This window comes from Variovorax sp. LjRoot175 (assembly GCF_964253805.1).
Taxonomy (GTDB): Bacteria; Pseudomonadota; Gammaproteobacteria; order Burkholderiales; family Burkholderiaceae_C; genus Variovorax.
Genome location: NZ_CAXURY020000002.1, coordinates 351353 through 373044, shown reverse-complemented (window position 1 = coordinate 373044; position 21692 = coordinate 351353). Strand labels below are relative to the sequence as shown.

Below are 21692 nucleotides of genomic sequence, written 5' to 3'. Positions count from 1 at the left end.
CCTGAGGCGACGCCATGCCCCAACAGCATTTCAACAAGCCCGCGGCGGCCTGCGGATCACAGCTCAACCACAACCTGATGCTGGTGCAATTCCTGCCACCCAGCGGGAAACCACGAGTTTGTGCAGCACTCTGGCGCGAGGGTGACCGTGTACGCCTCGCGGCGCCGCTCATGCGCGCGCGCAACGGTGTTCGGGATCCGAAGTCCTATTCACGGCAGTTTCCCGATGCCTTGGCGTCGATCGATGCCTTCGAAGAAGTCATGACCTGGCTGGATGCAGCGTGCTACGCCGCTGCCGATCCGCACGAGGTTGATACCGCATGTCAGCAACACCCCGAGTGGCGATTGCGATGCGTGCGGTACGACGGAGGCGACGCCAGCCTGTTAGGGCTGGCAGGCCTGATTCGGGCGACCGAGACCGCTGGCGCCTTCCCCGAGACGATCATGCGCGATTGCCTGCTGGAAATGATCAGGCAGATCCTGAAGAACGACCCTGATTTGGTGGCAGGACAAATCGAATCGACCTCTCAAAAGGGGGACGACGTCGCAACGCTGGACCTGGGGCTGGATCGAGCGGTGGTTGTCACCTTGCTCGCGAACATCACCTCGACGGACGTCGTACATCAAGGGGTGCTGGCACACCACAGGATGACTGCCCCGAACAATGCTCGGACCCAATGCCTGCTCGTAGTGCCCAATCTCCAAATCAACCAGCCGACGTTCCTCACTCCGCGCGTGGTGATCACCAACATGGACACTGAGCACATTCGCGCCTCGCTGGTACACATGGCCAAGCGCTGAAACCCAAGTAGCCCCTCAATCAAGAAACAGAAAATCGACCTTGCTCATGTCCGATAGTTCCGCATCTGCGCAGCACGTCAAACCCTTCATCTACGAGACCGTCAGCTCCAAGGCCCTCCACTTCTGTATCAGTGACGTTCAAAGCTACATGCGGACCAATGATCCCAATGCGCTGGCTCTCGAATACACGCGCACGATGATGGGCTTCCTGCTTTTCAAGCCGGAACCGCGCAGCATTGGGATGGTCGGCTTGGGCGGCGGGTCGCTGGCCAAATTCTGCTACCGCTATTTGAGCCGCGCCCGAATCCAGATCGCCGAGATCAATCCGATGGTGATCGCGTTGCGCGAGGAGTTCCACATCCCGCGCGATGACGCGCGGTTCATCGTTTTCCAAGCCGATGGGGCGGAATTTGTACGCCGTAGTCCAGCCCGTTTCGACGTGTTGATCGTCGACGGCTATGACCTTGAGGGACTGCCTGCCCAGTTGTCTTCTCAAAGCTTCTACGACGACTGCCGCGAGACGCTCCAGCCCAACGGAATCATGGTGGTCAATTTGCAGTACGGCGACCCTGAAACCGACGAGCACCTGGCTCGCATCCGTCGCAGCTTCAATGGCTCGGTCCTGGTGGTCGATGACGGCGAGGAGAGCCACAGCATCGTGTTTGCCTGCAACGGCACTGCCCTGGAGACGTATCGGTTGGGAGCGATTCGCAGGCCGCCAGACCTCGACCCAGGCGCCGCCAGCCAGTTGCTCGCAGGGTTTGCGTTAATCGCATCGGTGCTGAAAGATCAGCGAAGCTAGGGCTTCTTGAATCGCATGGCGTTCATATACTATGTGTCACGGGTACCTGTTGCATTGTCATGCTGAGGATCCATGGAGCTCAAAACTGCACGCCTGACTCTGCTCATTGATCCTCATGAGAAGGAAGCCTTCGAGCGACTTTGTGCGCTGCAGGATCGGACGGCGTCGCAGGTGGTGCGACAGCTGGCCCGTGACTACTTCACACAGCACGGTGTCCAGTACATGGCGCGCGGCGTGAGCGCGAGAGAGTTCGCCGCCCGATTCGACATACCGGCGCTGCGGCCGAGGTCGGATTCGCTGGGCGCCGCTCTTTCGGCCGTGAGGCGTCGAGCCGTGCGCCCCAGGGCCTGAGGAGCAGCATGCCCCCCGTCGCGCAATGGCTCCATCTCGATTGGATACTCGTTGTGACGATGGCCTGGTTGCTCGTGGGGGCCGCCGGGATCTTCGCCCTGCATCGCTTCAGCCTGGTGTCCCAGGTGCTCTTCCCCGTCGGGGCGCTGTTTGGCTTGGTGCTCTTCGGGCTTGCCATCGATGCCCTGCTTGGCGCCCCCGAGGTCGCCGTGCTGCCCATCGGGTTGCCGGCATTGCCGTTCCATCTCCGCCTGGACAGTCTGTCGGCCTACTTCCTGATGGTGATCGGTGGAGCATCAGCCGGCATCTCCACATTTGCGGCCGGATACTTCCGCAAGGGCGAAGGCACGCCGCCCGGCCTGCTGTGCCTGGAGTACCACGTTTTTCTGGTCAGCATGGTGGGGGTGGTCCTCGCCGACGACGCGTATTCGTTCATGGTGATGTGGGAGACGATGGCGCTGTCGTCGTTCTTCCTGGTGACCGCGAACCACCGCATGGCTGAAGTGCGCAGCGCCGGCTATCTCTACATCACGATGGCGAGAATCGGCGCGATCGCTGTCCTGCTGTGCTTCGGTGTGCTGCAGGCCAACACGGGCGACTACACCTTCGCCAACATGCGCGCCCAGGCACTGTCGCCGTTCTGGGCCTCGGCCGGCTTCCTGCTCGCCGTGTTGGGGTTCGGCGCCAAGGCCGGCATCCTGCCCCTGCATGTGTGGCTGCCCGAAGCTCACCCCGCCGCACCCTCCCCCGTCTCGGCCATGATGAGTGGCGTCATGCTCAACACGGCCATCTACGGCCTGTTGCGCGTGTCTTTAGACTTGCTGCACACGCACCTGTGGTGGTGGGGCGGGCTGCTGCTGGCGCTCGGTTTGGCGACGGCCCTGTTCGGCGTGATCTTCGCGGCGGTGCAGACCGACATGAAGCGGCTGCTGGCCTATTCGTCGATCGAGAACATGGGCCTGCTGTTCGTCGGCATGGGCCTGACCTTGATTTTCTCGGCCTACAACATGAAGCCGATGGCCGCACTCGCGTTGACCGCGACCCTCTATCACGTCGCGAGCCACGCCTTTTTCAAGAGCCTGCTCTTCCTCGGCACCGGCAGCGTGCTTCATGCCACTTCCGAGAGAAGCCTCGGCAAGCTGGGGGGCCTGATCCGGACCATGCCCTGGGTCGCCTGGCTCACGCTGTTGGGTGTGCTGACCAGCGCGGGTCTGCCGCCGCTGGGGGGCTTCGTATCGGAATGGCTGCTGCTCCAGAGCTTCCTCTTCACGCCGGGGCTGCCGGTGCCGTTGCTGACCATGCTCATCCCGGTGGTCGCTGCACTCATCGCTCTGGTCGCAGCGCTGGCCGGCTACACAATGGTCAAGTTCTTCGGCGTGATCTTCCTCGGGCAGCCGCGCGAGGACAAGCTCACCCACGCCCACGATGCCGGCCGCTGGGAGCGCATGGGTATGGTATGGCTGGCGCTCGGCTGCATCGCGCTCGGACTGCTGCCGACACAATTCATTCAGCTGATGGACCCTGTGACGCAGCAGCTTGTCGAGTCGGGTCTCGGCGCCAAGGTGGCAGCCAATGGCTGGCTGTTGGCGCCGAACAGTCTCGCGCAGGCCAGCTACGGCCCCGTGATCTTCCTGCTCGGCATCCTGGGGAGCTTTGCGTTCGCCTTCCTGCTCGTGCGGAAGCTCTACCACGGCCGCGTGCGTCGCGGCCTGCCCTGGGCCTGCGGCTTCCCGTGGGGCACAGCACGCATGCAGGACACCGCCGAAGGATTCGGCCAGCCGATCCGCCAGATCTTCGAACCCTTCTTCCTGATGCGACGTGATCTGCCCACGCCCTTCGACGCGAAACCGCGCTACCGCGTGACGGTGGAGGATCACTTCTGGCGCTGGCTCTATGTGCCCATCGCCGACCTGGCGGCGTACCTCGCGCGGCTGATCGGCCTGATGCAGCAAGGGCGGATCTCGGTCTACCTGCTGTACAGCTTCCTGACGCTGGTGGCCACGTTGCTCGTGGTGATGCGATGAGGTCGCCATGAGCTTCGCCGGCTTCATGTCGCAGTTGCTGGAGATCGTCATCGCGATCGGGCTGGCGCCCCTGCTCACCGGCTGGGTCAACCTGTGGCGCGCGTGGCTCCAGAACAAGTCCGCGCCCAGCCTCTGGCAGCCCTACCGGATGCTGCATAAGCTGTTCAACAAGGAGTCGATGGTCGCCGACCATGCATCGCGACTGTTTCGCGTCGCGCCCTATGTGATGTTCGGATGCATGGTGCTGGCTTGCGCCATCATCCCCACGCTGTCGACCGATCTACCGCTGGCGCCAGCGGCTGATGCGATCGCACTCGTCGGCCTGTTCGCCCTGGCGCGAGTGTTCATCTCGTTGGCCGCCATGGACATCGGCACCGCGTTCGGCACCATGGGTGCGCGGCGCGAGATGCTGGTTGGTTTTCTTGCCGAACCTGCCCTGTTGATGGTGCTGTTCTCGGCTTCGCTGATTTCCCAGTCGACCTCGCTCACCACGATAGTCGAGACGCTGGCGCACCGCGAACTGGCGATCTATCCCGGTATGGCCTTTGCCGGGGTTGCATTCACGATGGTGTCGCTGGCCGAGAACGCGCGCGTCCCGGTCGACAACCCGGCCACGCACCTTGAGCTGACGATGATCCACGAGGCGCTCATCCTCGAGTACTCGGGCCGCCACCTGGCGCTGATCGAATGGGCGGCCAGCCTGAAGCTGTTCGCCTATTCGTGCATCGGCCTGGCCCTATTCTTCCCTTGGGGCGTTGCCGAGGCCCAGGCGCCGCTGGAGATGTTGCTGGCGCTGCCCGTGTTGGTGATCAAACTCGCCGTGGGCGGCTTTCTGCTTGCCGCGCTGGAGACGGCAAGCGCCAAGATGCGCATCTTCCGCGTGCCCGAGTTCCTGGCCACCGCCTTTCTGCTTGCGGTGATCGGCATGCTGGTGCACCTGCTGCTCAACCAGTGACATGAGCAGCAGCATCCTGACCCAACTCGTCAACCTGCTCGGTGCGGTGCTGCTGATGCTCGCATTCGCGATGATCTCGCAGCGGCGCATCCTCACCCTGATTCACCTGTTCACGATGCAGGGTGCTGCGCTGGCGCTCGCGACCGCCGTGGTCGGCTATGCGACCGACCAGCACCACCTGTACCTGTCGGCCGGGCTGACCTTGGTGCTCAAGGTGCTGTTGATCCCGTACCTGCTGCACCGGGTCATCGACCGTCTCAACATCCGCTGGGACGTCGAGACGCTGATCAATATCCCGACGACGATGCTGATCGGCATCGGGGTCGTGATCTTCGCGTTCAATCTGGCGATACCGATCTCCCAGCTGTCGTCGGCGCTGGCCAGCGGCACACTGGGCATCGCGCTGGCCTGCGTGCTGCTGTCGTTTCTGATGATGATCACGCGTGCGAAGGCGGTTCCGCAGGTGATCGGCTTCCTCGCGATGGAGAACGGCCTGTTCTTTGCCGCCACATCGGCCACCTACGGCATGCCGATGGTGGTCGAGTTCGGCATCGCGCTGGACGTGCTGATCGGCGTGCTGATCCTGGGCGTATTCATGTTCCAGATTCGCGAGCAATTCGACAGCCTGGACATCCGCCACCTCGAAAAGCTGAAGGACGACTGAGTTGCTCGCATTGGCCTTCCTCCTCGCAACTCCGCTGGCCGGCGGACTGGTGCTGGCGCTGGTCGGCCATCGCGACAACGCGCGCGACGTCAACGTCGCCTTCAGCCTGGGCACCTTCGTCGCCGCCTGCGTGCTCACGGCGCAGATCGTCAAGAGCGGGCCGATGCTGGTGTGGGACCGCGAGTTCTACATCGACCCGCTGAACGTCTTTCTCGTCACGCTGACCGCATTCGTCGGCCTGACCACTTCCATCTTCTCGCGCCCCTACATGCGCGTGGAGCGCGACCACGGCAAGATGACGCCGCCGCGCCTGCGCCTGTACCACAGCATGTACCAGCTGTTCAGCTTCACGATGCTGCTGGCACTGACGACCAACAACATGGGCATCATCTGGGTCGCGATGGAAGCCGCCACGCTGACCACCGTGCTGCTGGTCAGCGTCTATCGCACCGCGGCCAGTCTCGAGGCCGCATGGAAATACTTCATCCTGTGCGGCGTGGGCATCGCCCAGGCGTTGTTCGGAACGGTGTTGCTCTACATGGCGGCCGAAAAGGTGATCGGCCCCGAGGGCGGCGCCTTGCTCTGGACCAACCTCGATGCAGTGAAGGACCAGCTCGACCCGAACATCATCACGCTGGCGTTCGCGTTCCTGTTCATCGGCTACGGTACCAAGGTCGGGCTGGTGCCGGTCCACAACTGGCTGCCGGACGCGCATGCCGAGGGTCCGACGCCGGTGTCGGCCGTGCTGTCGGGCCTGCTGCTGAACGTCGCACTCTACGCAATCCTGCGCTGCAAGGTGCTGACCGATGGTGCGCTGCACTATCCTCTGGCCGGCCGGTTGATGATGGGCTTCGGCCTGCTGTCGGTGGTGGCGGCAGTGTTCTTCCTGATCCGGCAGAAGGATGTGAAGCGCATGTTCGCCTACTCGTCGATCGAGCACATGGGGATGATGACCTTCGCTTTCGGCGTGGGCGGCCCGATCGCCAACTACGCCGGGCTGCTGCACATGACGGTGCATTCGCTGATCAAGTCCGCGATCTTCTTTGCCGTCGGCCATGCCACGCAAAAGGCGGGCACCCAGATCATGGAAGACATCCGCGGGCTCATCAAGGTCAGCCCGACGGTCGCCTGGGGGCTGATGCTCGGATCGCTCGCCATCCTCGGCATGCCGCCGTTCGGGGTCTTCGCCAGCGAGTTCCTGATCGTCACGACCGCAATGCGCGAGCAGCCCTGGGCGACGCCGTTCCTGCTGATCGCCCTGGGCCTGGCGTTTGCATCCGTCTTCAGCCGGGTGCAGCCGATGGTCTTCGGCGAGACCAACGTCAAGCCCCTGGCGCATCCGCCGGCCCTGGTTCCGGTGTTCGTGCATCTGGCGCTTGGCCTGATGCTCGGCGTCTACATCCCACCCTATCTCAACGCCTGGTACGTCCAGGCGGCGGCGATGCTGGGGAACTGAGCAAATGGCACGGCCGGAACTCGGACTCGATCTGCGGCGCCTGTCGGCGCCGACGCCCATTTGGCATGGGCGCGTGGGTCGGGACGCCTGGAGCGCCATGGCGCGCAGCATCGTGGACACGGGTGGACGCCTGATCTCAGTCTGGGGCGTCGATCGCAGCGCATCGGGCGAGGCCATGGCGGCGTGTGCAGCCTATGCCGTTTCCGAGGGGCTAGTCTGGCTCGAACTGAAGCTGGACGATGCAGCGCAAGAGTTCCCCGATCTGGCAATCGCATTCCCGTGCGCGGCGCGCATGCAACGCGCCGTGGCCGACCTGTCAGGCATCCGGGCCGAGGGTAGCCGTGACGATCGCCCCTGGCTCGACCACGGGGTGTGGCCACCCGGATCATTGCCACTGCAGCACAAACCCCAGCCCGAAGCATCTGCTACCGCCGGCGCGCTACCTGCCGACTACCCCTTCGTGCGCGTCGACGGCGACGGGGTGCACGAGATCGCCGTCGGGCCCGTGCATGCCGGCATCATCGAGCCTGGCCACTTTCGGTTCTCCGTCGTGGGCGAGAAGGTGCTCAGGCTCGAACAGCACCTCGGGTACACGCACAAGGGCATCGAGCGCCGGTTCACGGAACTGATGCCGCTCGAGGGACACCGCCTCGCGGGACGCATCTCGGGCGACACGACGGTGGCCTACGCCTGGGCCTACAGCATGGCGCTGGAGTCAGCCTGGGGCAGCGAGGTCCCGGATCGCGCCAACTGGCTGCGTGCGCTGATGCTGGAGCGCGAACGCGTGGCCAATCATCTGGGCGACCTCGGCGCTCTTGGGAACGATGCGGCCCTGGCCTTCGGCCTGGCGCAGTTCTCGCGCCTGCGCGAAGACTGGCTGCGCCTGTCCAAGGAGATCTTCGGCCACCGCCTGATGATGGACGCCATCGTGCCCGGCGGCGTGGCGATTGATTTGACGCCAATGAAGCGGGATCGCCTTTGCATGCAGTGCGATGTGATCGAGCGAGAGGTGCGCGCGCTGCGACGTGTGTACGACGAACATGCGGGCCTGCAGGACCGCTTTGTCGGCACCGGGCGGGTGACGCCCCAGCTGGCCGCGCAACTCGGCCTCACAGGTCTTGCGGGACGCGCCAGCGGGCAGACGGCCGATCTGCGCTGCAGCTTCCCATGGCCGCCCTACGATAGGCTCAAGGTTGCGATGGCCACCTCTAGCGACGGCGATGTCGCTGCGCGCGTGACGGCGCGGTTCGAAGAGGCATTCGAATCATTGCGGCTTATCCGCGCCATCTGCTCCGGTTTGCCGGACGGCGCCGCTCACACCGAGCTGCGGCCTCTGGCGACGGCATCGCTGGGGGCGGGCTGGGTCGAAGGCTGGCGGGGCGAGGTTTTCGTCGCACTGGAGATCGGGAGCGATGGTCGCATCGTGCGATGCCATTGCCATGATCCGTCCTGGCAGAACTGGCCAGTGCTCGAGCACGCCATCATCGGCAACATCGTTCCGGACTTCCCGCTGATCAACAAGTCCTTCAACCTCAGTTATTCGGGGCACGACCTCTGATGTGGCACATCCTCAAGCAGATCGTGCGCACCGGCATCGTCACTGAGCCGGCGCCGCAGGTTGACGATGCCGAACACGCCGCGGTCGATCGCATTCAGCGCGACCTACTGGCCATCCTTGGCCAGGCGCTGACGATCCGCGAGGTCGATGCCGGCTCATGCAACGGCTGTGAACTCGAGATCCACGCACTCAACAACCCCTACTACAACATCGAGGGACTCGGCATCAAGTTCGTCGCCAGTCCGCGCCACGCCGATATGCTGCTGGTGACTGGGCCGGTGTCGCGCAACATGGAAGAGGCATTGCGGCGCACCTACGACGCTACGCCGGAACCGAAGCTGGTGGTCGCCGTTGGCGATTGCGGCTGCACCGGCGGCATCTTCGGTGAGAGCTATGCCAGCTGTGGCAAGGTAGCGAACGTGATTCCTGTCGATGTGGCGATACCCGGCTGTCCCCCACCGCCGATCGACATCTTGCGCGGGATCCTCAGCGCCGTTCGACAACGTAAGGCACAGCCCGGCACGCGTTAGCCATGAAGATTGCCGACGGGTTCCTGCTTGAGGCGAAAGGCACCGAGATCGGCGCTACGCCTGCGCCCGCCCCCCACCCACTCCTCTTCAAACCCTGGATTTCGGCGCCCGCGAACATCGTGGTCTACGAGTTCAGTGCTCGCCTCGACGAGAACTGCGAAGCTGCGGCAGCCGAGCAGATCCTCAAGGCCCGGTGCCTCTACAACGCTGTGATCCGGTGCGTTCGCGCTGTGCACGGGGAAATGAACGCCTGGGTGCTGGAGCGCGCAGGCCCCCGTGCCAAGGCCTAGCAGGATCAGCTGTCGGCCTGCGAACTCGAGATCTCGGCTGCGAAGGCCGCGGCGGATGTCGAGCGGCTGCGCATCCTCGCGCCCCAACGGATCGCGCTGGGCATGGAGCTGACCGGACTGCTGCGACCGACACGCGAGAAGTACCGCGCAGAAATCCGGTCGCTGTTCTTTGCCCGGGTCGGCAATACCACGACGACCGAGACCTACCAACTGCGCTGCCAGGCAGTCAACGACGGCTTGGGCTGGGCGACCGCAACAGCCGTTCTCGACAGCGCGTTGCTTGCGTGGAAAAAGTCTCTCGCTCTCGGCCTGGAACAACGCTTCATTGATCGTGACATTCTTCAGCGCCTCGATCCGCTTGCCCGCCTCGAGCTTCACGACGCGGTCCACCAACAGGAACGGATAGCGGTGGGGAAGCCTTTTCAGAATTTCGTGGATGTCCAACTTCACGCAAGCCCCTTATCGTCGTATCGACGGCTTCTCACGGGCAGATCCCGGCCGTTCATCCCGCCACGCCGTGGGGCCTGTCCTGCTTCCGCGGCGGCGCATAGGTCCGGCTTTCTGTCCCGCGGACCGATCAGCGGGCGTGCAATGCCTTGCTGGCCGTGGTGTTGGGCTCTGACAGTGCGACCACGCTGCCCGAAGCCGATGTCCGAGACCTACGAAGCCTCTGAGCCCGCAGCGAGGGTGGGCCAGGACTGCGCCCTGACGGCCTCGCCCATCTCGGTCCTCCGGTGACGACCCTCGCCAACGGCACGGCGACGTCGACACCAGTCACCGGTGACATGGGCAATCGACAGCAGGCCATAGCGCGCGCCCGTCTGCTGGCGCCGACGGGCATCGCGCAGCGCTAAGCTCAGGCCGCATCCCAGGCAACATTCGGCAGCATGGCTATGCCAGGACGTGCAAATAGGTAGCCCTGGAACAACTTCACGCCGAGGCTTCGGAGCGAATCGACCTCTTGCCGGGTCTCCACCCCTTCCGCGATCACCTTGATCTGGAGTTCGTCGCACGTCGCGACGAACCCCTTCACGATCGTGAAGCGCACGGCGCTGAGGTGGATGTCCCGAATGAAGCTCATGTCAATCTTGACGATATCCGGCTGAAAAGCGGCCAGCAGTTCGAAGCCTGCATAGGCCGCACCGAAATCGTCGATGGCCGAGATGAACCCGAAGCGCTCGAAGGTTTCGAACGTCGCGGCCAGTTCGCGCAGGTCCTTGAACGGCTCGCCCTCCGTGATCTCGAACATCAGGCGATCGACGGGAAAGCCCACTCGCTCGGCCGTGCGGATGGCAGTATGGAAACATTCCGCTGGCCTTGCAATGTCGTTGGGCACGACATTGAGACTGAGCCTCGATCGCATGCCGAGCATCGATGCCATCTCGATCGACCTCACGCGGCACGCCTCGTGGAAAGCAAAGCGATGACGCGCCTGCACCTTGCCGAGCACCTCGAAGGCCCCTTCCCCGTGAATGCCTCGAACAAGCGCATCATGCGCGAAGATGTCTCGCTGCTCGAGGTCCACGATGGGCTGGAACGCGATGGTGAAGTCCGGCCCGATGCGAGAACCGGCGGCCTCGGTGATGTTTTCGGTTTTCATTGGACCAGCTGCTCCCGCCTCGCAAATGAGGATCCGTACCGGGCTTCCTGGGTTTCGGACCTCGACGCGGCCATTATGAATCGGTTTCTTCCCTCTTTCTTGGCCGCGTACAGCGCCGAGTCGGCGCATGCCAGCAGCGCGGGAAAGTCCTCATCCCCCTCCGAGATCGCGACACCGATGCTGGTCGTCACCTGCAAGGTGCGGCTCGGAAGGTGGAATACCGGCTGCATCGCACTGATCACCTTGCCGGCAACCAGCCGCGCTTCGTCGGCATCGGTGACACCTTCGAGCAGGACCACGAATTCGTCGCCGGCGTAGCGCGCCGCCATGTCCGTCTCACGCACGCTCTCCTTGAGCCGACGGCCGAATTCCTTGAGCACCGCGTCGCCCGCTGCATGGCCCAGCGAATCGTTGATTGACTTGAAGTAGTCGATGTCCAGGAACATGAGACAGACCGGAAGGTGGGACCGCCGGGATCTGGCGAATGCCTCGCGCACGTGCTCTTCGAAGGACCGGCGGTTCGGCAGGCCCGTGAGCGCGTCTTCACGCGCGAGGGTGTCCAGCTGCATCTGCTTCTGCTTCAAGTCGCTGACGTCGTTCGCCAGGATGTACAGGCCGACGACCTCGCCCTCTGCATTTCTCTGCGGCAGGTAGGTCGTCTGCAGAGTTCGCTCGCCGACCAGCAGCTTGGCCGTCTGCTCGAAGGAGACCTCCTCGCCGGCAAACGCGCGCGCCAGCAGCGGCTTGCGCATCTCGTAGTGCGCGTCACCAACGGCCTCCCGAATGGGCCGGTTCATCATCGAAGATGGCGGGATGCCGAGCCAGGTCAGGTACCTGCCGTTGCAGAATACCACCCGCTCATCGCGATCCAGCTCGGTTAGGAGCGCCGGCACGTTATCGGTGAGCCCGCGCAGGCGTTTCTCGCTCTCGGCACTGCGGATCTCGGCTCGCTTGCGCTCGGTCACGTCGAAGGTCATCGCATAAAAGCCTCGCACGATGCCTTCCTGATCGCGATCCGGAATGTAGTGAGACTGGTACCAGTTCTGACTGAGCCCGCGCGTACGGTATCCAGTCATCTCGAAGGTCACCGCTTCCCCGGCGAGCACACGCTGCACATAGGGCTCGACCATCTTGAAGTCTTCGATTCCACGCACATCGGCCATGCTCTGGCCCACCAGCTCCGCGTTGTCGTGCAGCGCCCGCACATGTGCGTTAACAAAGGTGTAGCGCAACGATGCATCCACGTGCGAGACCAGTGCCGGGAGGTTATCGGTGATGGTGCGAATGCGAGCCTCGCCCGCAGCCCGCTCGCGTTCGGCCACCTTCTGGCGCGTGACGTCGAAGGTCATCACGTAGTAGCCGAACACCTCGCCGGCATGGCGTATGTCGGGCACCAGATGGCACTCGAAGAAACCCTCCTTGCCATTGCGATCGTAGGTGCCCACGTAGCGCGTCGCCGTCCCCGCCAGCACTTTGGCAATCTCCGGCTCCAGTTGCTTGTAGACCGCCTCCGGCAGCGACTCCTTCATCGTCAGGGTGCCGATGTCGGCCTTCGTCTTGCCGCGCATGGCGAGTCCCGCCTTGTTGCCGAAGAGGCAGACCTGGTGGCGATCGAAGTAGGCGACGACGGCCGGCAGGTTGTCGGTCACATCGCGCAAGAACCGTTCGCTCGACCGCAGCCGCTCGTGGGCGATCTGGCGCTCCAGCATGAGCGAATCGAAGGTGCGCGAAAGATCGCCGATCTCGTCCTTGGGGCCGACCTGCTCCAAGGGGGCGTAGTTCGAGACGGCGCGCGAAACCTGCATGTGTTCATGCAGCTGTGACAAGGGCATGAGCTGGGAGCGCATGACCACGAAGGCGAGCCCCCCGACCAGCGCGGTCAGGAGCAGCGCGCCCGCCCAGGTGTACCGCTCGATCTCTTCGATGCGGGCAAAGGCCTCGCTTCGCGGATAAATGCCCCCGAGCACCCAGTTGGTCTGGCTGCTGCGCTTGAATGCGTAGAGCCCGTACACGCCAACGCGATTCATGGCTTCGGCCGTACCCTCAAATCCGGCGATGGCGCGGTCCAGCGCAGGATTGCGGCCTCCCTCAGCATTCACACTCTGCAGAATCAGGTCCTTGCGAGGGTGGTCGATAACAATGCCATCCGTATTGGCGATGAACATGTATCCGCTCTTGCCAAATTTGATGTTGGCAAGTTCACCCAGGAAGTTCTGCTCCTTGAGGCTGATGGCGCCGGAGATGACATAGACCACTTCACCCTGGCTGTTCAATACCGGCTCCGTCATCGCGATCTGCGCCAGACCGTTGAGTCGATTCCGGTAGGGCTGCGAGATGACGCCCGCCTTGGCAGCGACCGTCCGCAGGAAGTATTCGCGGTCTTTGATATTGACCTTGCCGATTTTGTCCGCGCCGTTGAGGTTGGCCACAAGGTCGCCGTTCCTGTCGACAAAGGCGACGTTGTCAAAGGCCTCCTTCAGCGACTTGTGCTGCATAACAAAGTCCTGCAGCAGCTTGCTGTCGGCAATGTGTTGTGCCTCGACGCTGTTGCCGAAGGTCTTGAGCAAGGTGCGCCGGCTTAAGAACTTCTGATCCACTGCATCGGCGATGGCCGAAATCCGATCGAACTGTTCGTTGGCGATGTCCTCCTGCATGTGGCGCTTGACGACGAACAACGCGGCGGTGGCGACGCCCAGCGTCGTCAGCAGGACAACGGCGACCATGCCCAGGGACAACCGGGCGCGCAGGCCGAGGCGAGAGAGGCGAAGGACTGGGAGGCGCATCATGTGAGTTCAGGTCGGAACAGCCGCAGCTCGATGCCGCAGACCCGGAAGCGTCGCTTCGCTCTGGTCATCGGGTCAACGCCTCGGCCAGCATACTCATAAAAGCCCGCCCGGCACGCGCGCGTGAGCGACCAGAGATCGCACGAGCGTGAATGAAGTTGCGTTGTCACGACGCAATTGCTTCGAGGGGCGGCGTTTTGTCGGTCAGTGCCGTTCAACCCCCGGCTGCACTTCTCGGCCAGCCAATCCTTCAGTGTTTACTAAAGCATTCATTGCAAGATCGAAAGCGCTGCATGAATCCACCGGAAGGAGGGGAGCAGGCTGGTCCCTACGGTTAGCAGAGGGGAACACCTTTTCAGAGCCTATGGCGCGGGAAGCTTTCCTACCCATTGTTCGGCTGAATAGACTGCGGTGATGGACCACCCAATTTAGATCTATGTACGTCATAGCGGCGGCCGTGCACTGCTGAACTTCCGCTTCCCGCTGCGATGCGTGACCGGTTCCTAGAAGGGGTGTCCAAGGCACGCTTCGACTCGGAAGACTCCCGGGTCACTCGGAGCTGGTTGTACTTCCCGAGTGGAACGCCGGCTCCGGCGAGCCGGGACACGCCAGAATTCCGATCGCGGCCATCAACGTGAACTACTCGAGCGGCGACGAAGAGAGTCATGCTGTCGCGCCCAGCCGCCGCTCCCATGGCGGCTCCCTTCCAAGCTCAGGTCTGCGAAGTAGTCTTCCTTCGATGCAAGGACCACCCGAGGGTCATTCCGGCAGCGGCGATCAGGATGGCAACCGAGCCGACGAACTGCAACAGCTTGAGCCTATGGTCGAAGGCGACGAAGTCCACGACCATGGCGAAGATGGGATAGAGGAAGGACAGTGCACCTACGGAGTGCGTCGGCAGCTTCTGGATCGCGCCGTACAGAAGCGCGAAGACCAGACCTGTGTATACGGCGCCCATCACCACGAAATCGCGCCAGGCCCGATAGTCGGTCGGAAGATTCGTGAGGTCCGCGAAGGGCGCGATCATGATGGTGCCGACGCAGACGTGGATCAACGCGATGAGGTGCGGTGGCGTGTCGCCCAGCTTCTTGGTCGCGATCGCCGCGATGGCGTAGAAGAATGCGGCGCCGAGCGCCATCAGAACGCCGGCGATGTAGGCGCTTGCGGGCCCTGCGTAGGCCGCCGCTGAAGGTCTCGTATAGACAATGAGCAGCACGCCCGCGAATGCGATGCCAAGCCACGTCAGCTTGGTGGCGGTGATGCGCTCCGAGAAGAAGATCGCGCCCAGGCCGACCAGCATGAACGGCTGCGTGTTGTAGACGGCGATCGCAACGGAGATCGATGCCCGCGAGAACGAGCCGAAGATCAGCAGCCAGTTGAGGACGATGGCCACGCCGCCGAGGGCCGCCCAACCGACCTGCTTGAGCGTCAGCCTGCCGACCAGCGCTCCTGTGAGGAAGCATACGACCAGCAGCGTCGCGGCTCCGAAGACGCAGCGCCAAAACAGCAGTTGGATGATAGGCTGCCCGGAAAAAACGACGAACCACCCGATCGTCCCCGAAATCAGCATGGCGGCAACCATCTCGACGGTGCCGCGAATCCTTTTGCTCTTGTTGCTCTTGTAGCTCTTGTTGCTCTTGTTGCTCATTGCTCAGACTTGCACTCGGGCCGGGGGTGCCGTCTTGCGAGAGCGGCAGGAACGACCAACACCTGCCGCTGGTCGCCCGCAATGTTAATGTGCTTTGTCCCGCGCGGCCCTAGACTTGGCCGTGCGCCAGGTGATGGCCTTGTTGGGTGTGTCAATTGCGTGATCCGCGACGATGGCGGACCATCACCAAAAGGACACCTGTGAGGACGTGGGAGTAAGCCACCCTATTGGACTGACGTTCGAGCGCTGCTCAGGAACCTGCTGCTCGACGGGTTGCCATCGCACTTGGTTCCCATTTCGGACGATGGGGGCGACTTCAAGTTCCATCTTTCATGTGCCGCCGGGCCGCACCTAGGAAGCGTTCGCGTCTACGGCCCCGGTGCTGATGGTAAGCGGGTGTCGCGGGGGTTCTTCGAATTCGTCGAGCGAACTGCGCGCGGCAGCATTTCCGAGCTGGTACCAGCTCAGCAATTCGACAATGTGCGACTGCGCGTGGAGGTAGCCGTGAATGACCAAACCGGACTGTCTGCGGGACAGCAGGCGCATGCCATTGGCAGAAAAGACCTGCACGACTTTCGAGTGGCAGCAGCGCCGCGGCTTCGATCCAGGAATCTAGGATGTTGGCCGCAGCAGAAACTACTGCCACTTTCATTGCGTCAATGCGAGCACGACGATGGAAACTGAATGCCAGGTCGCCAAGCGACTCGCAAGGATGATTGAGGCGTGTGCGCGCGTTGAGCACGGGGCCGTCGAACGCTTCGGCGAGCGAGCGCATCAGCGCGACAGGTCTGGAGCGCGTTGCTCTGCAGTGTCGGCCCGCATCTCCGCTGTCGCATCGCGCTCCAACTGCCGCGCGTCTACTTCATGTCCGCCCTCCTGCATGAGAGTTCCCCGCCTGGCTTGCTGCAGCATGTGCCGCGGAACGTCTGGGTAGGTCATCTGCAGCAGATCCAGTTCACGCTCGGCCAAGGCGGCTTCTTCGGCCTTCCGCTGGATCAGTTCGTACGCCAACAGGAACGGCAGCGACAGCAGCGCCAGCACGGCGTAGATCTGGCCCATGGCCAAACCCGCAATCGCGACCAAAGGTGTCAGCACGATGATCACGATCACCCTGGCCATTAACCAAAGATGTCTCATGATTCATCTTGCTGCAGCGCGACCGGCCGAGGGTGTCGGGAGTTGCCAGTGCTGGCGTAGGACTGTCGCACACTCGGGGAAGTCCCGAAGTCGAAAGACTGACATCTCCCCCGTCCTGCGGGGCAGCGCCGGGTCCGCTCCTCAGGCGCGCCCGCTGACCTTTCGCGCCAGCAGCCAGACCACAGGCGGCGTCAGCATGCGGGCCAGCGCCTTGACGCGGTCGACGCGGTGCGTCTTCATGAAGACCGAGGCCGATTCGTCCCCGTGCTGCTTGCCGGCGAGCGGGCTGGTGTAGTAGTAGGCGGCGACCGAACGGCGCGGCCGTCCGTCCGGCGCCTGCAGCGGCTTGGTGTGGCCGTGGTAGCTCGCGGGGCCGTGCGGCAGCACGATGGTGCGGCCGAACTCGGGCTGCACGGTGGTCACGCAGCGGTCCTGCTTCTTGTCCCAGAGTTCGAGCCCGGAACCCCAGGCCGGGCCCATCCCTTGCTCCGCAATTAATACACTAACGGCATACCAACTTAGCAGCCACCAACCACGCCCAACTCCAGTCCATCGTGACAAAACCAACCCAGCTACGCAAAATCAACTCCCTCGCCGTTAGCGTAATTTCGATGCCTTCTCTCTCCCTTTTCGAAGAGTCGCCCCTCGCCGTTCATCGCCTGGCGTTTGAGCGATGGTTGCGGGACCAGCGCGCCGTTGGATCCCTGCGCCAGGCGTCGTCCATCGAGGTCTACCGAGACATGTGGGGCAGCTTCACGGCCTGGTGCCTCGGGCAATCCCCGGCCGTGTCGCTGGCGTCTCTCGATGTCCGCGATCTGCAGGCGTTCCAGGCGGCGCGCTTCGGCATGAAAAGCGCCGACCTGTCGCTCACCCCGCGTCACGCGCTTCGCCTGCTGCGCCTGATCGACCGGGTGCTGCGTCACCATGCCGCTGAGACCGGCGAGCCCGTGAACACGGCGGCGAGCGACTGGATCGATGCGCACCCGGAGATCCGCTACGCCGAAGCCGCGCAGGCCGATCCCTTGCCTGAGTTTTTGTCGGTGGCCGAGGCGCGGCACCTGATCACGTTCTTGTCGGATGCGCGACCTCGCCCGGGTCTGTCGGGCTCACGCCGCGACAGTCATCTGGCTTTCACCTGGCAGCAGCTGCGCAATCGAGTGGCTGTTGCGCTGCAATTGGGCGGGGGCCTGGCACCGGGCGATGTTCGCGCGCTGACCCTCGATGCGCCGACATCGCGCGGTGGCCGCGTGCGCGAACGCCCATGGAAAGTCGCGGTGCCGGGCAACGGCAATTCGCCTGCACGCGAAACGCCGATCGCCCCCTGGGCGGGCGAGTTGCTGCAGCACTGGCTCCAAGTCCGCACGGAAGCTCGCATTCTGGGCAATTTCCTTTTTCCGTCGACCCGCAGCGGCAAGCCCTGGAGCAAGGACGCGCAGTACAAGGCCGCCAGGCAGGTCTTGGAGGAAGCAGGTCTGGATGCCAGCGATGGCGGCTCGTTCCGGTTGCGGCATACCTTTGCATTGCGGCAGCTGCGCCGCGGGACAGATTCCGATCAGGTCGCACGGTGGCTTGGTGTCGAGCCAGAGGCCATGGGCAAATACCGCAGAGTCGTGAGCAGTCCCGAAGATGTGGTCTAGCATCTGATTCACACCGTCGAACGGGCACCCATCAATCAGACGCATTGGTGGACTGGCGAATGGAGTTAATCAGCTTCCAATTGGCAACCGAGTAAAGTCGGCCCTCTATTCATTCAATGGAAGTATCCATGGCGCAAACGTACAAACAGATCCAGAAGCAGATCGAACAGCTTCAACGACAGGCAGAAGCTCTGCGCAACAGTGAGGTCAAAGGTGTCATCGACCGCATCAAGGTGGCGATTGCGCACTACGGCCTGACGGCTGCACAACTGGGACTTGGCACGAACAAGACAGTGGCTCAGCCGAAGAAGGCCACGAACGCGTCGGGCAAGTCCGGTGCGAAGTTCAGTGACGCCAACGGCAACGTCTGGTCAGGCCGTGGACCGCGTCCTCAATGGCTTCGTGACGCGCTGACGGCGGGTCGGTCGATCGACGAATTCCGAGTGGGATCGCGCAAGAAGTCGAAGCCTGTCTCCGTGGAGACCGTGTCCGGCGAGACTGTTGCGCCAGCTGCCCGCCCTGCCCGCAAGAAGGCGAAGCGCGCCGCGTCGAAGATCTACAAGGATGATGCCGGCAATTCCTGGAGCGGGATGGGGCCCAAGCCCGGATGGCTGAAGGCCGCACTGGCCGCCGGAAAGACTCTGGAAGACCTCCGGGGTTAACCACGCGACCAGGACGCTGGCACTCCATGGGCAGCGCAGGGGCGTCAACAGTCGATCTCGCGACTACCGATGCCCTCGCGGTCGCCGATCCATCGACTACTTGTTCGCTTCCGCTGCCAGCTCGGTCATCTGCTCACGCCGTACTCGGCCGATAACTTCTTGACCGGTTCCTTCTCGATGAAAAGCCGCCAGGCAATCTCCAATGTCCGCGGATCGAAGCGCCGCTCGCGCGCGACGCGTTCGAGCAGGTGGCTGTCAATGACGGCCATGGCTGGGCGGCAAGGTCATGAAGAGGCTCATCAGGCCCAGGAATAGCCAGTAGAGCATCAGCGCCCCCACCGAGAACGCAAGCATGCCCCAGCGCGGAAATCGGGGGTCGCCGATCAGGAAGCCGAAGACCCAGGGTTACCAGGAACCCCAGGAATGCGATCGGCACGAACGTCGCGCGCAGAAACGGCTCCATCAGCACGAGCAAGGCGCAGCATGCGAGGCGCACCACCTGCCAACCGACGAAAAGCGAGATCTCCAGCAACCGAAGCGCGATGGGAATGCGGTGCGCGGGCACGGTCACAGATCGAGATCGGCCGATATTGAAGTGGTCCATGGTTCATTCCTCCGTCGCCCAGCAGACGAGCCGGAGCTCTTTCAAATTGATGAGGTCGCGAGAGCCATCGCCGAAGCGAATCTCTGCCAGGTCGTTGTCGTGCGCCTTGAGTCGCAACGAACCGCGGCGGGCGCCGCAGTCGCTGCTGCGCCCGACTCAGCTGGCGGTGGTCGACCAAGAATCGCATCGACGCTGCCACGCGTGATGGCTGCGCTGCCCTCCAGCAACGCCACGGTCTGGGCCGGTCGTTTCTTCATCGCCGCTGCGAGCTGGTAGAGCACCCGGGTATCGCCACCCACACGTCCTGTCTCGAATGCAGACCTCACCTGCGCCGGCGCGTCGATCAGGCCCGCGGCTTCGGTGATGAATGATCGAGGCTTGTTGAGCCTGCGGGCAATCTCCGCGCGCGAATACCCCTCCCTCTCGCGCTCCGCGATGAACAGCGCCAGGTCGAACGGCGACATGTTTTCGCGGTGGAGGTTTTCTGCGGCCTGGGCGAACGGATCCACCCGGTCGTCCAGGAAGGCCGGCACAGTTTCGAGTCCCGCGCGCCTGGCCGCGCGAACGCGACGTTCCCCCCGGTTCACGATGTAGCGTCCCGCTGCCTCCGAATGCCGGCGCAGCGACACGGGCTCCAGCACCCCGTGCGTCTGAATCGACTCCGCCAGTTCCGCGATGGTCCTTTCATCGACCGAACGCCGCGGCTGCGATGGATCGAAGTCGATCAACGACAACGCCACCTGCATGGGCACGCCATCGGCGATCGATGCGTCGGTCCTGTTCAGCAGATCGCTCGCCCTGAATTGCGCTCGCCGACCTCGTTCGATCTCTCCTTCGTGAAGGGCTACGAGTCTAGAGAGACAACTCCGCGAGCTACTGGACCCGCCCGATCATCGATGCTTGTGGCCGTAAGCAGGGCGAGTCTATGAGCACGCCATTCTGCCGCCAGATCCATTTGGCTCACGGCTGCCACAAGCGCCCGCGTGAGAAGAACAAGATCGCGGTAGCCGCCAATGCCATGGGCACGAGCGCGATGGCATGCCGGCAAACGCCACGCGTTGCCAAGACCGCAGAGGTGCTCTGAAAATTCGGCACACCTGTGCGTAGGCGGTGCTCCCTACCAACCCCGGCCCGCCGGGCGTGGACACATGCAGGATCTCGTACTTCTCGATGACAACCTCGTCAATCGCAACTGCGTGCCCCCACGCTACAAACTTCACCCATTGCCAATTGCGGGCATCGATTGCGAGTGCGGCGGTGTGCACCCCCTCACGCTGCGCGAGACCAGAGAGCTGTTCGATCTCTTTCTCAATACGGGCGGCACACGACGTCCAGTTCGAGCGATCGGTCTTCAGAAGTCGGTACCGGCCGTTGCCGCGTGGGGGCGTTGTGCCTGTCCCTACTGGCCTTTTCAGCGATCCGCCCAAAGAAGCATTGACAACGAACGCAAGCAAAGTACATTTAACACTGTTTATTTAACGATGTAAATTAAATGCGACCTGTACTGACCGACGAAGAGGTAGCTCAGTTCCGTGCCGATGTCTGCCGCGTTGCCGAGGTGCTGTTCGCGCGTCATGGCGTCGAGGGCGTCACGATGCGGCAGATTGCCGCGGAGCTTGCCTGGAGTCCTACCACCGCCTACCGCTACTTCAAGAACAAGGAAGAAATCCTTGCGGCTGTGCGAGCCGCTGCATTCAACCGGTTCTGCGAAGTCATCGAAGAAGCGACGCGCTCGAGCCCGGACCCGCGCAAGAGCGCACGCAACGTCGGCCAGGCCTACCTGGGTTTTGCCCTGGAGAACCCGGACGCCTACCGAATGATGTTCGACGTCAGTCAAGCCGCCGTGACCGGCAATGCGGAGCTGACAGAAGCTTTGGCGCGGGCGCGCCGCAGCATGGTGGCATACGTGGCCCCACTGATCGACAAGGGCATCCTGCGCGGCGAAACGCAAGCCCTGGGGCAGATGCTGTGGGCGTCCGCACACGGCCTCGTGATGCTGAGGCTCTCGGGCATCGTGGCCGACGACACCGAACTGCGGCAACTCCATGAAAGGACCATGTCAGCCCTGGTTCGCGGCGCCCATCAGGGGACGGCCAGCAGCCGCGGCACAAGCGCCCTGGAACGCATCAGCCCCGCCCCCGCTCGCAAAGCGGCAAGAAAAATCCCCTGAACCCCAACCCCAATCCCACCT

General features: G+C 63.3%; 20 protein-coding genes and 2 pseudogenes. 13 read left to right on the top strand and 9 right to left on the bottom strand.

Annotation, left to right across the window (positions count from 1 at the left end; all coding sequences use genetic code 11):
- Positions 1-14 precede the first annotated feature (14 nt).
- The 9 genes from ACSQ89_RS31725 (at position 15) to ACSQ89_RS31685 (ending at position 9140) form a co-directional block, all read left to right on the top strand.
- On the top strand, positions 15-800 hold the full coding sequence (locus ACSQ89_RS31725; RefSeq protein WP_436294341.1) for a hypothetical protein: 786 nt from the start codon (positions 15-17) through the stop codon (positions 798-800).
- Positions 801-846: 46 nt separating this feature from the next.
- Complete coding sequence (locus tag ACSQ89_RS31720; protein ID WP_436294340.1) at positions 847-1602, top strand: fused MFS/spermidine synthase; 756 nt, start codon at positions 847-849, stop codon at positions 1600-1602.
- Between the two features lie 72 nt (positions 1603-1674).
- The gene (locus tag ACSQ89_RS31715; RefSeq protein ID WP_244504016.1) at positions 1675-1953 is read left to right on the top strand and encodes a CopG family transcriptional regulator; all 279 of its coding nucleotides are present in this window, start codon (positions 1675-1677) and stop codon (positions 1951-1953) included.
- Between the two features lie 8 nt (positions 1954-1961).
- Positions 1962-3977: a hydrogenase 4 subunit B gene (gene hyfB / locus ACSQ89_RS31710; protein ID WP_436294339.1), complete on the top strand. Its 2016-nt coding sequence runs from the start codon at positions 1962-1964 to the stop codon at positions 3975-3977.
- 7 nt (positions 3978-3984) lie between these two features.
- Positions 3985-4932 (top strand): respiratory chain complex I subunit 1 family protein, encoded by a 948-nt coding sequence (locus ACSQ89_RS31705; RefSeq protein ID WP_093110235.1) that lies wholly within the window; start codon positions 3985-3987, stop codon positions 4930-4932.
- A gap of 1 nt (position 4933) precedes the next feature.
- Complete coding sequence (locus ACSQ89_RS31700; RefSeq protein WP_436294338.1) at positions 4934-5596, top strand: formate hydrogenlyase; 663 nt, start codon at positions 4934-4936, stop codon at positions 5594-5596.
- A 1-nt stretch (position 5597) separates the two neighbouring features.
- Entirely contained in the window at positions 5598-7052 is a 1455-nt protein-coding gene (locus tag ACSQ89_RS31695) for a hydrogenase 4 subunit F (RefSeq protein ID WP_436296814.1), read from the top strand.
- 4 nt (positions 7053-7056) lie between these two features.
- Entirely contained in the window at positions 7057-8610 is a 1554-nt protein-coding gene (locus tag ACSQ89_RS31690) for an NADH-quinone oxidoreductase subunit C (protein ID WP_436294336.1), read from the top strand.
- Positions 8610-9140 (top strand): NADH-quinone oxidoreductase subunit B family protein, encoded by a 531-nt coding sequence (locus ACSQ89_RS31685; protein WP_436294335.1) that lies wholly within the window; start codon positions 8610-8612, stop codon positions 9138-9140. The genes ACSQ89_RS31690 and ACSQ89_RS31685 overlap by 1 nt, the downstream gene beginning before the upstream one ends.
- Before the next feature lie 602 nt (positions 9141-9742).
- Here the strand turns inward: ACSQ89_RS31685 and ACSQ89_RS31680 are convergent.
- From ACSQ89_RS31680 to ACSQ89_RS31655, 6 genes and pseudogenes are all read right to left on the bottom strand, one after another.
- A pseudogene (locus ACSQ89_RS31680) lies at positions 9743-9874 on the bottom strand (3-hydroxyacyl-ACP dehydratase FabZ); the annotation flags it as partial.
- A gap of 412 nt (positions 9875-10286) precedes the next feature.
- Positions 10287-11030, bottom strand: coding sequence for an EAL domain-containing protein (locus ACSQ89_RS31675; RefSeq protein ID WP_436294406.1), 744 nt, complete (start codon positions 11028-11030; stop codon positions 10287-10289).
- Positions 11027-13816, bottom strand: a complete 2790-nt coding sequence (locus ACSQ89_RS31670; protein WP_436296813.1) for a PAS domain-containing protein — start codon at positions 13814-13816, stop codon at positions 11027-11029. Before ACSQ89_RS31670 ends, ACSQ89_RS31675 begins: the two co-directional genes overlap by 4 nt.
- Positions 13817-14525: 709 nt before the next feature.
- A complete protein-coding gene (locus ACSQ89_RS31665; RefSeq protein WP_436294405.1) occupies positions 14526-15395 on the bottom strand; it encodes a DMT family transporter in 870 nt (289 codons plus the stop codon).
- 840 nt (positions 15396-16235) lie between these two features.
- Positions 16236-16598, bottom strand: a complete 363-nt coding sequence (locus ACSQ89_RS31660; RefSeq protein WP_436296812.1) for a hypothetical protein — start codon at positions 16596-16598, stop codon at positions 16236-16238.
- A 141-nt stretch (positions 16599-16739) separates the two neighbouring features.
- A complete protein-coding gene (locus tag ACSQ89_RS31655) occupies positions 16740-17078 on the bottom strand; it encodes a hypothetical protein (RefSeq protein WP_436294332.1) in 339 nt (112 codons plus the stop codon).
- Between the two features lie 74 nt (positions 17079-17152).
- On the opposite strand from ACSQ89_RS31655, the gene ACSQ89_RS31650 reads away from it, so the two are divergent.
- On the top strand, positions 17153-18235 hold the full coding sequence (locus ACSQ89_RS31650) for a tyrosine-type recombinase/integrase (protein ID WP_436294331.1): 1083 nt from the start codon (positions 17153-17155) through the stop codon (positions 18233-18235).
- A 128-nt stretch (positions 18236-18363) separates the two neighbouring features.
- Positions 18364-18897: an H-NS family nucleoid-associated regulatory protein gene (locus ACSQ89_RS31645; RefSeq protein ID WP_436294330.1), complete on the top strand. Its 534-nt coding sequence runs from the start codon at positions 18364-18366 to the stop codon at positions 18895-18897.
- Positions 18898-19022: 125 nt separating this feature from the next.
- On the opposite strand, the gene ACSQ89_RS31640 is transcribed toward ACSQ89_RS31645, so the two are convergent.
- Positions 19023-19166 (bottom strand): hypothetical protein, encoded by a 144-nt coding sequence (locus ACSQ89_RS31640; RefSeq protein ID WP_436296811.1) that lies wholly within the window; start codon positions 19164-19166, stop codon positions 19023-19025.
- A 376-nt stretch (positions 19167-19542) separates the two neighbouring features.
- Positions 19543-20247, bottom strand: coding sequence for a ParB/RepB/Spo0J family partition protein (locus tag ACSQ89_RS31635; protein WP_436294328.1), 705 nt, complete (start codon positions 20245-20247; stop codon positions 19543-19545).
- A 179-nt stretch (positions 20248-20426) separates the two neighbouring features.
- Here ACSQ89_RS31635 and ACSQ89_RS31630 point away from each other — a divergent pair, with 179 nt between their 5' ends.
- Positions 20427-20585, top strand: a complete 159-nt coding sequence (locus ACSQ89_RS31630) for a hypothetical protein (protein ID WP_436294407.1) — start codon at positions 20427-20429, stop codon at positions 20583-20585.
- A 118-nt stretch (positions 20586-20703) separates the two neighbouring features.
- On the opposite strand, the pseudogene ACSQ89_RS31625 reads toward ACSQ89_RS31630, so the two are convergent.
- Positions 20704-20928 (bottom strand): annotated as a pseudogene (locus ACSQ89_RS31625) (hypothetical protein); the annotation flags it as partial.
- A gap of 131 nt (positions 20929-21059) precedes the next feature.
- Here ACSQ89_RS31625 and ACSQ89_RS31620 point away from each other — a divergent pair.
- A complete protein-coding gene (locus tag ACSQ89_RS31620; RefSeq protein ID WP_170855723.1) occupies positions 21060-21671 on the top strand; it encodes a TetR/AcrR family transcriptional regulator in 612 nt (203 codons plus the stop codon).
- The last annotated feature ends 21 nt before the right edge of the window (positions 21672-21692 follow it).

Bases quoted from the DNA above. Each gene is read 5' to 3' on its own strand.
- ACSQ89_RS31715 (WP_244504016.1), top strand. From the start codon at position 1,675: ATGGAGCTCAAAACTGCACGCCTGACTCTGCTCATTGATCCTCATGAG.
- hyfB (WP_436294339.1), top strand. From the start codon at position 1,962: ATGCCCCCCGTCGCGCAATGGCTCCATCTCGATTGGATACTCGTTGTG.
- ACSQ89_RS31640 (WP_436296811.1), bottom strand. From the start codon at position 19,166: ATGGCCGTCATTGACAGCCACCTGCTCGAACGCGTCGCGCGCGAGCGG.
- ACSQ89_RS31720 (WP_436294340.1), top strand. From the start codon at position 847: ATGTCCGATAGTTCCGCATCTGCGCAGCACGTCAAACCCTTCATCTAC.
- ACSQ89_RS31700 (WP_436294338.1), top strand. From the start codon at position 4,934: ATGAGCAGCAGCATCCTGACCCAACTCGTCAACCTGCTCGGTGCGGTG.
- ACSQ89_RS31665 (WP_436294405.1), bottom strand. From the start codon at position 15,395: ATGGTTGCCGCCATGCTGATTTCGGGGACGATCGGGTGGTTCGTCGTT.
- ACSQ89_RS31635 (WP_436294328.1), bottom strand. From the start codon at position 20,247: ATGCAGGTGGCGTTGTCGTTGATCGACTTCGATCCATCGCAGCCGCGG.
- ACSQ89_RS31705 (WP_093110235.1), top strand. From the start codon at position 3,985: ATGAGCTTCGCCGGCTTCATGTCGCAGTTGCTGGAGATCGTCATCGCG.
- ACSQ89_RS31675 (WP_436294406.1), bottom strand. From the start codon at position 11,030: ATGAAAACCGAAAACATCACCGAGGCCGCCGGTTCTCGCATCGGGCCG.
- ACSQ89_RS31660 (WP_436296812.1), bottom strand. From the start codon at position 16,598: ATGAGACATCTTTGGTTAATGGCCAGGGTGATCGTGATCATCGTGCTG.
- ACSQ89_RS31670 (WP_436296813.1), bottom strand. From the start codon at position 13,816: ATGATGCGCCTCCCAGTCCTTCGCCTCTCTCGCCTCGGCCTGCGCGCC.
- ACSQ89_RS31655 (WP_436294332.1), bottom strand. From the start codon at position 17,078: ATGGGCCCGGCCTGGGGTTCCGGGCTCGAACTCTGGGACAAGAAGCAG.
- ACSQ89_RS31690 (WP_436294336.1), top strand. From the start codon at position 7,057: ATGGCACGGCCGGAACTCGGACTCGATCTGCGGCGCCTGTCGGCGCCG.
- ACSQ89_RS31685 (WP_436294335.1), top strand. From the start codon at position 8,610: ATGTGGCACATCCTCAAGCAGATCGTGCGCACCGGCATCGTCACTGAG.
- ACSQ89_RS31645 (WP_436294330.1), top strand. From the start codon at position 18,364: ATGGCGCAAACGTACAAACAGATCCAGAAGCAGATCGAACAGCTTCAA.
- ACSQ89_RS31630 (WP_436294407.1), top strand. From the start codon at position 20,427: ATGAGCACGCCATTCTGCCGCCAGATCCATTTGGCTCACGGCTGCCAC.
- ACSQ89_RS31725 (WP_436294341.1), top strand. From the start codon at position 15: ATGCCCCAACAGCATTTCAACAAGCCCGCGGCGGCCTGCGGATCACAG.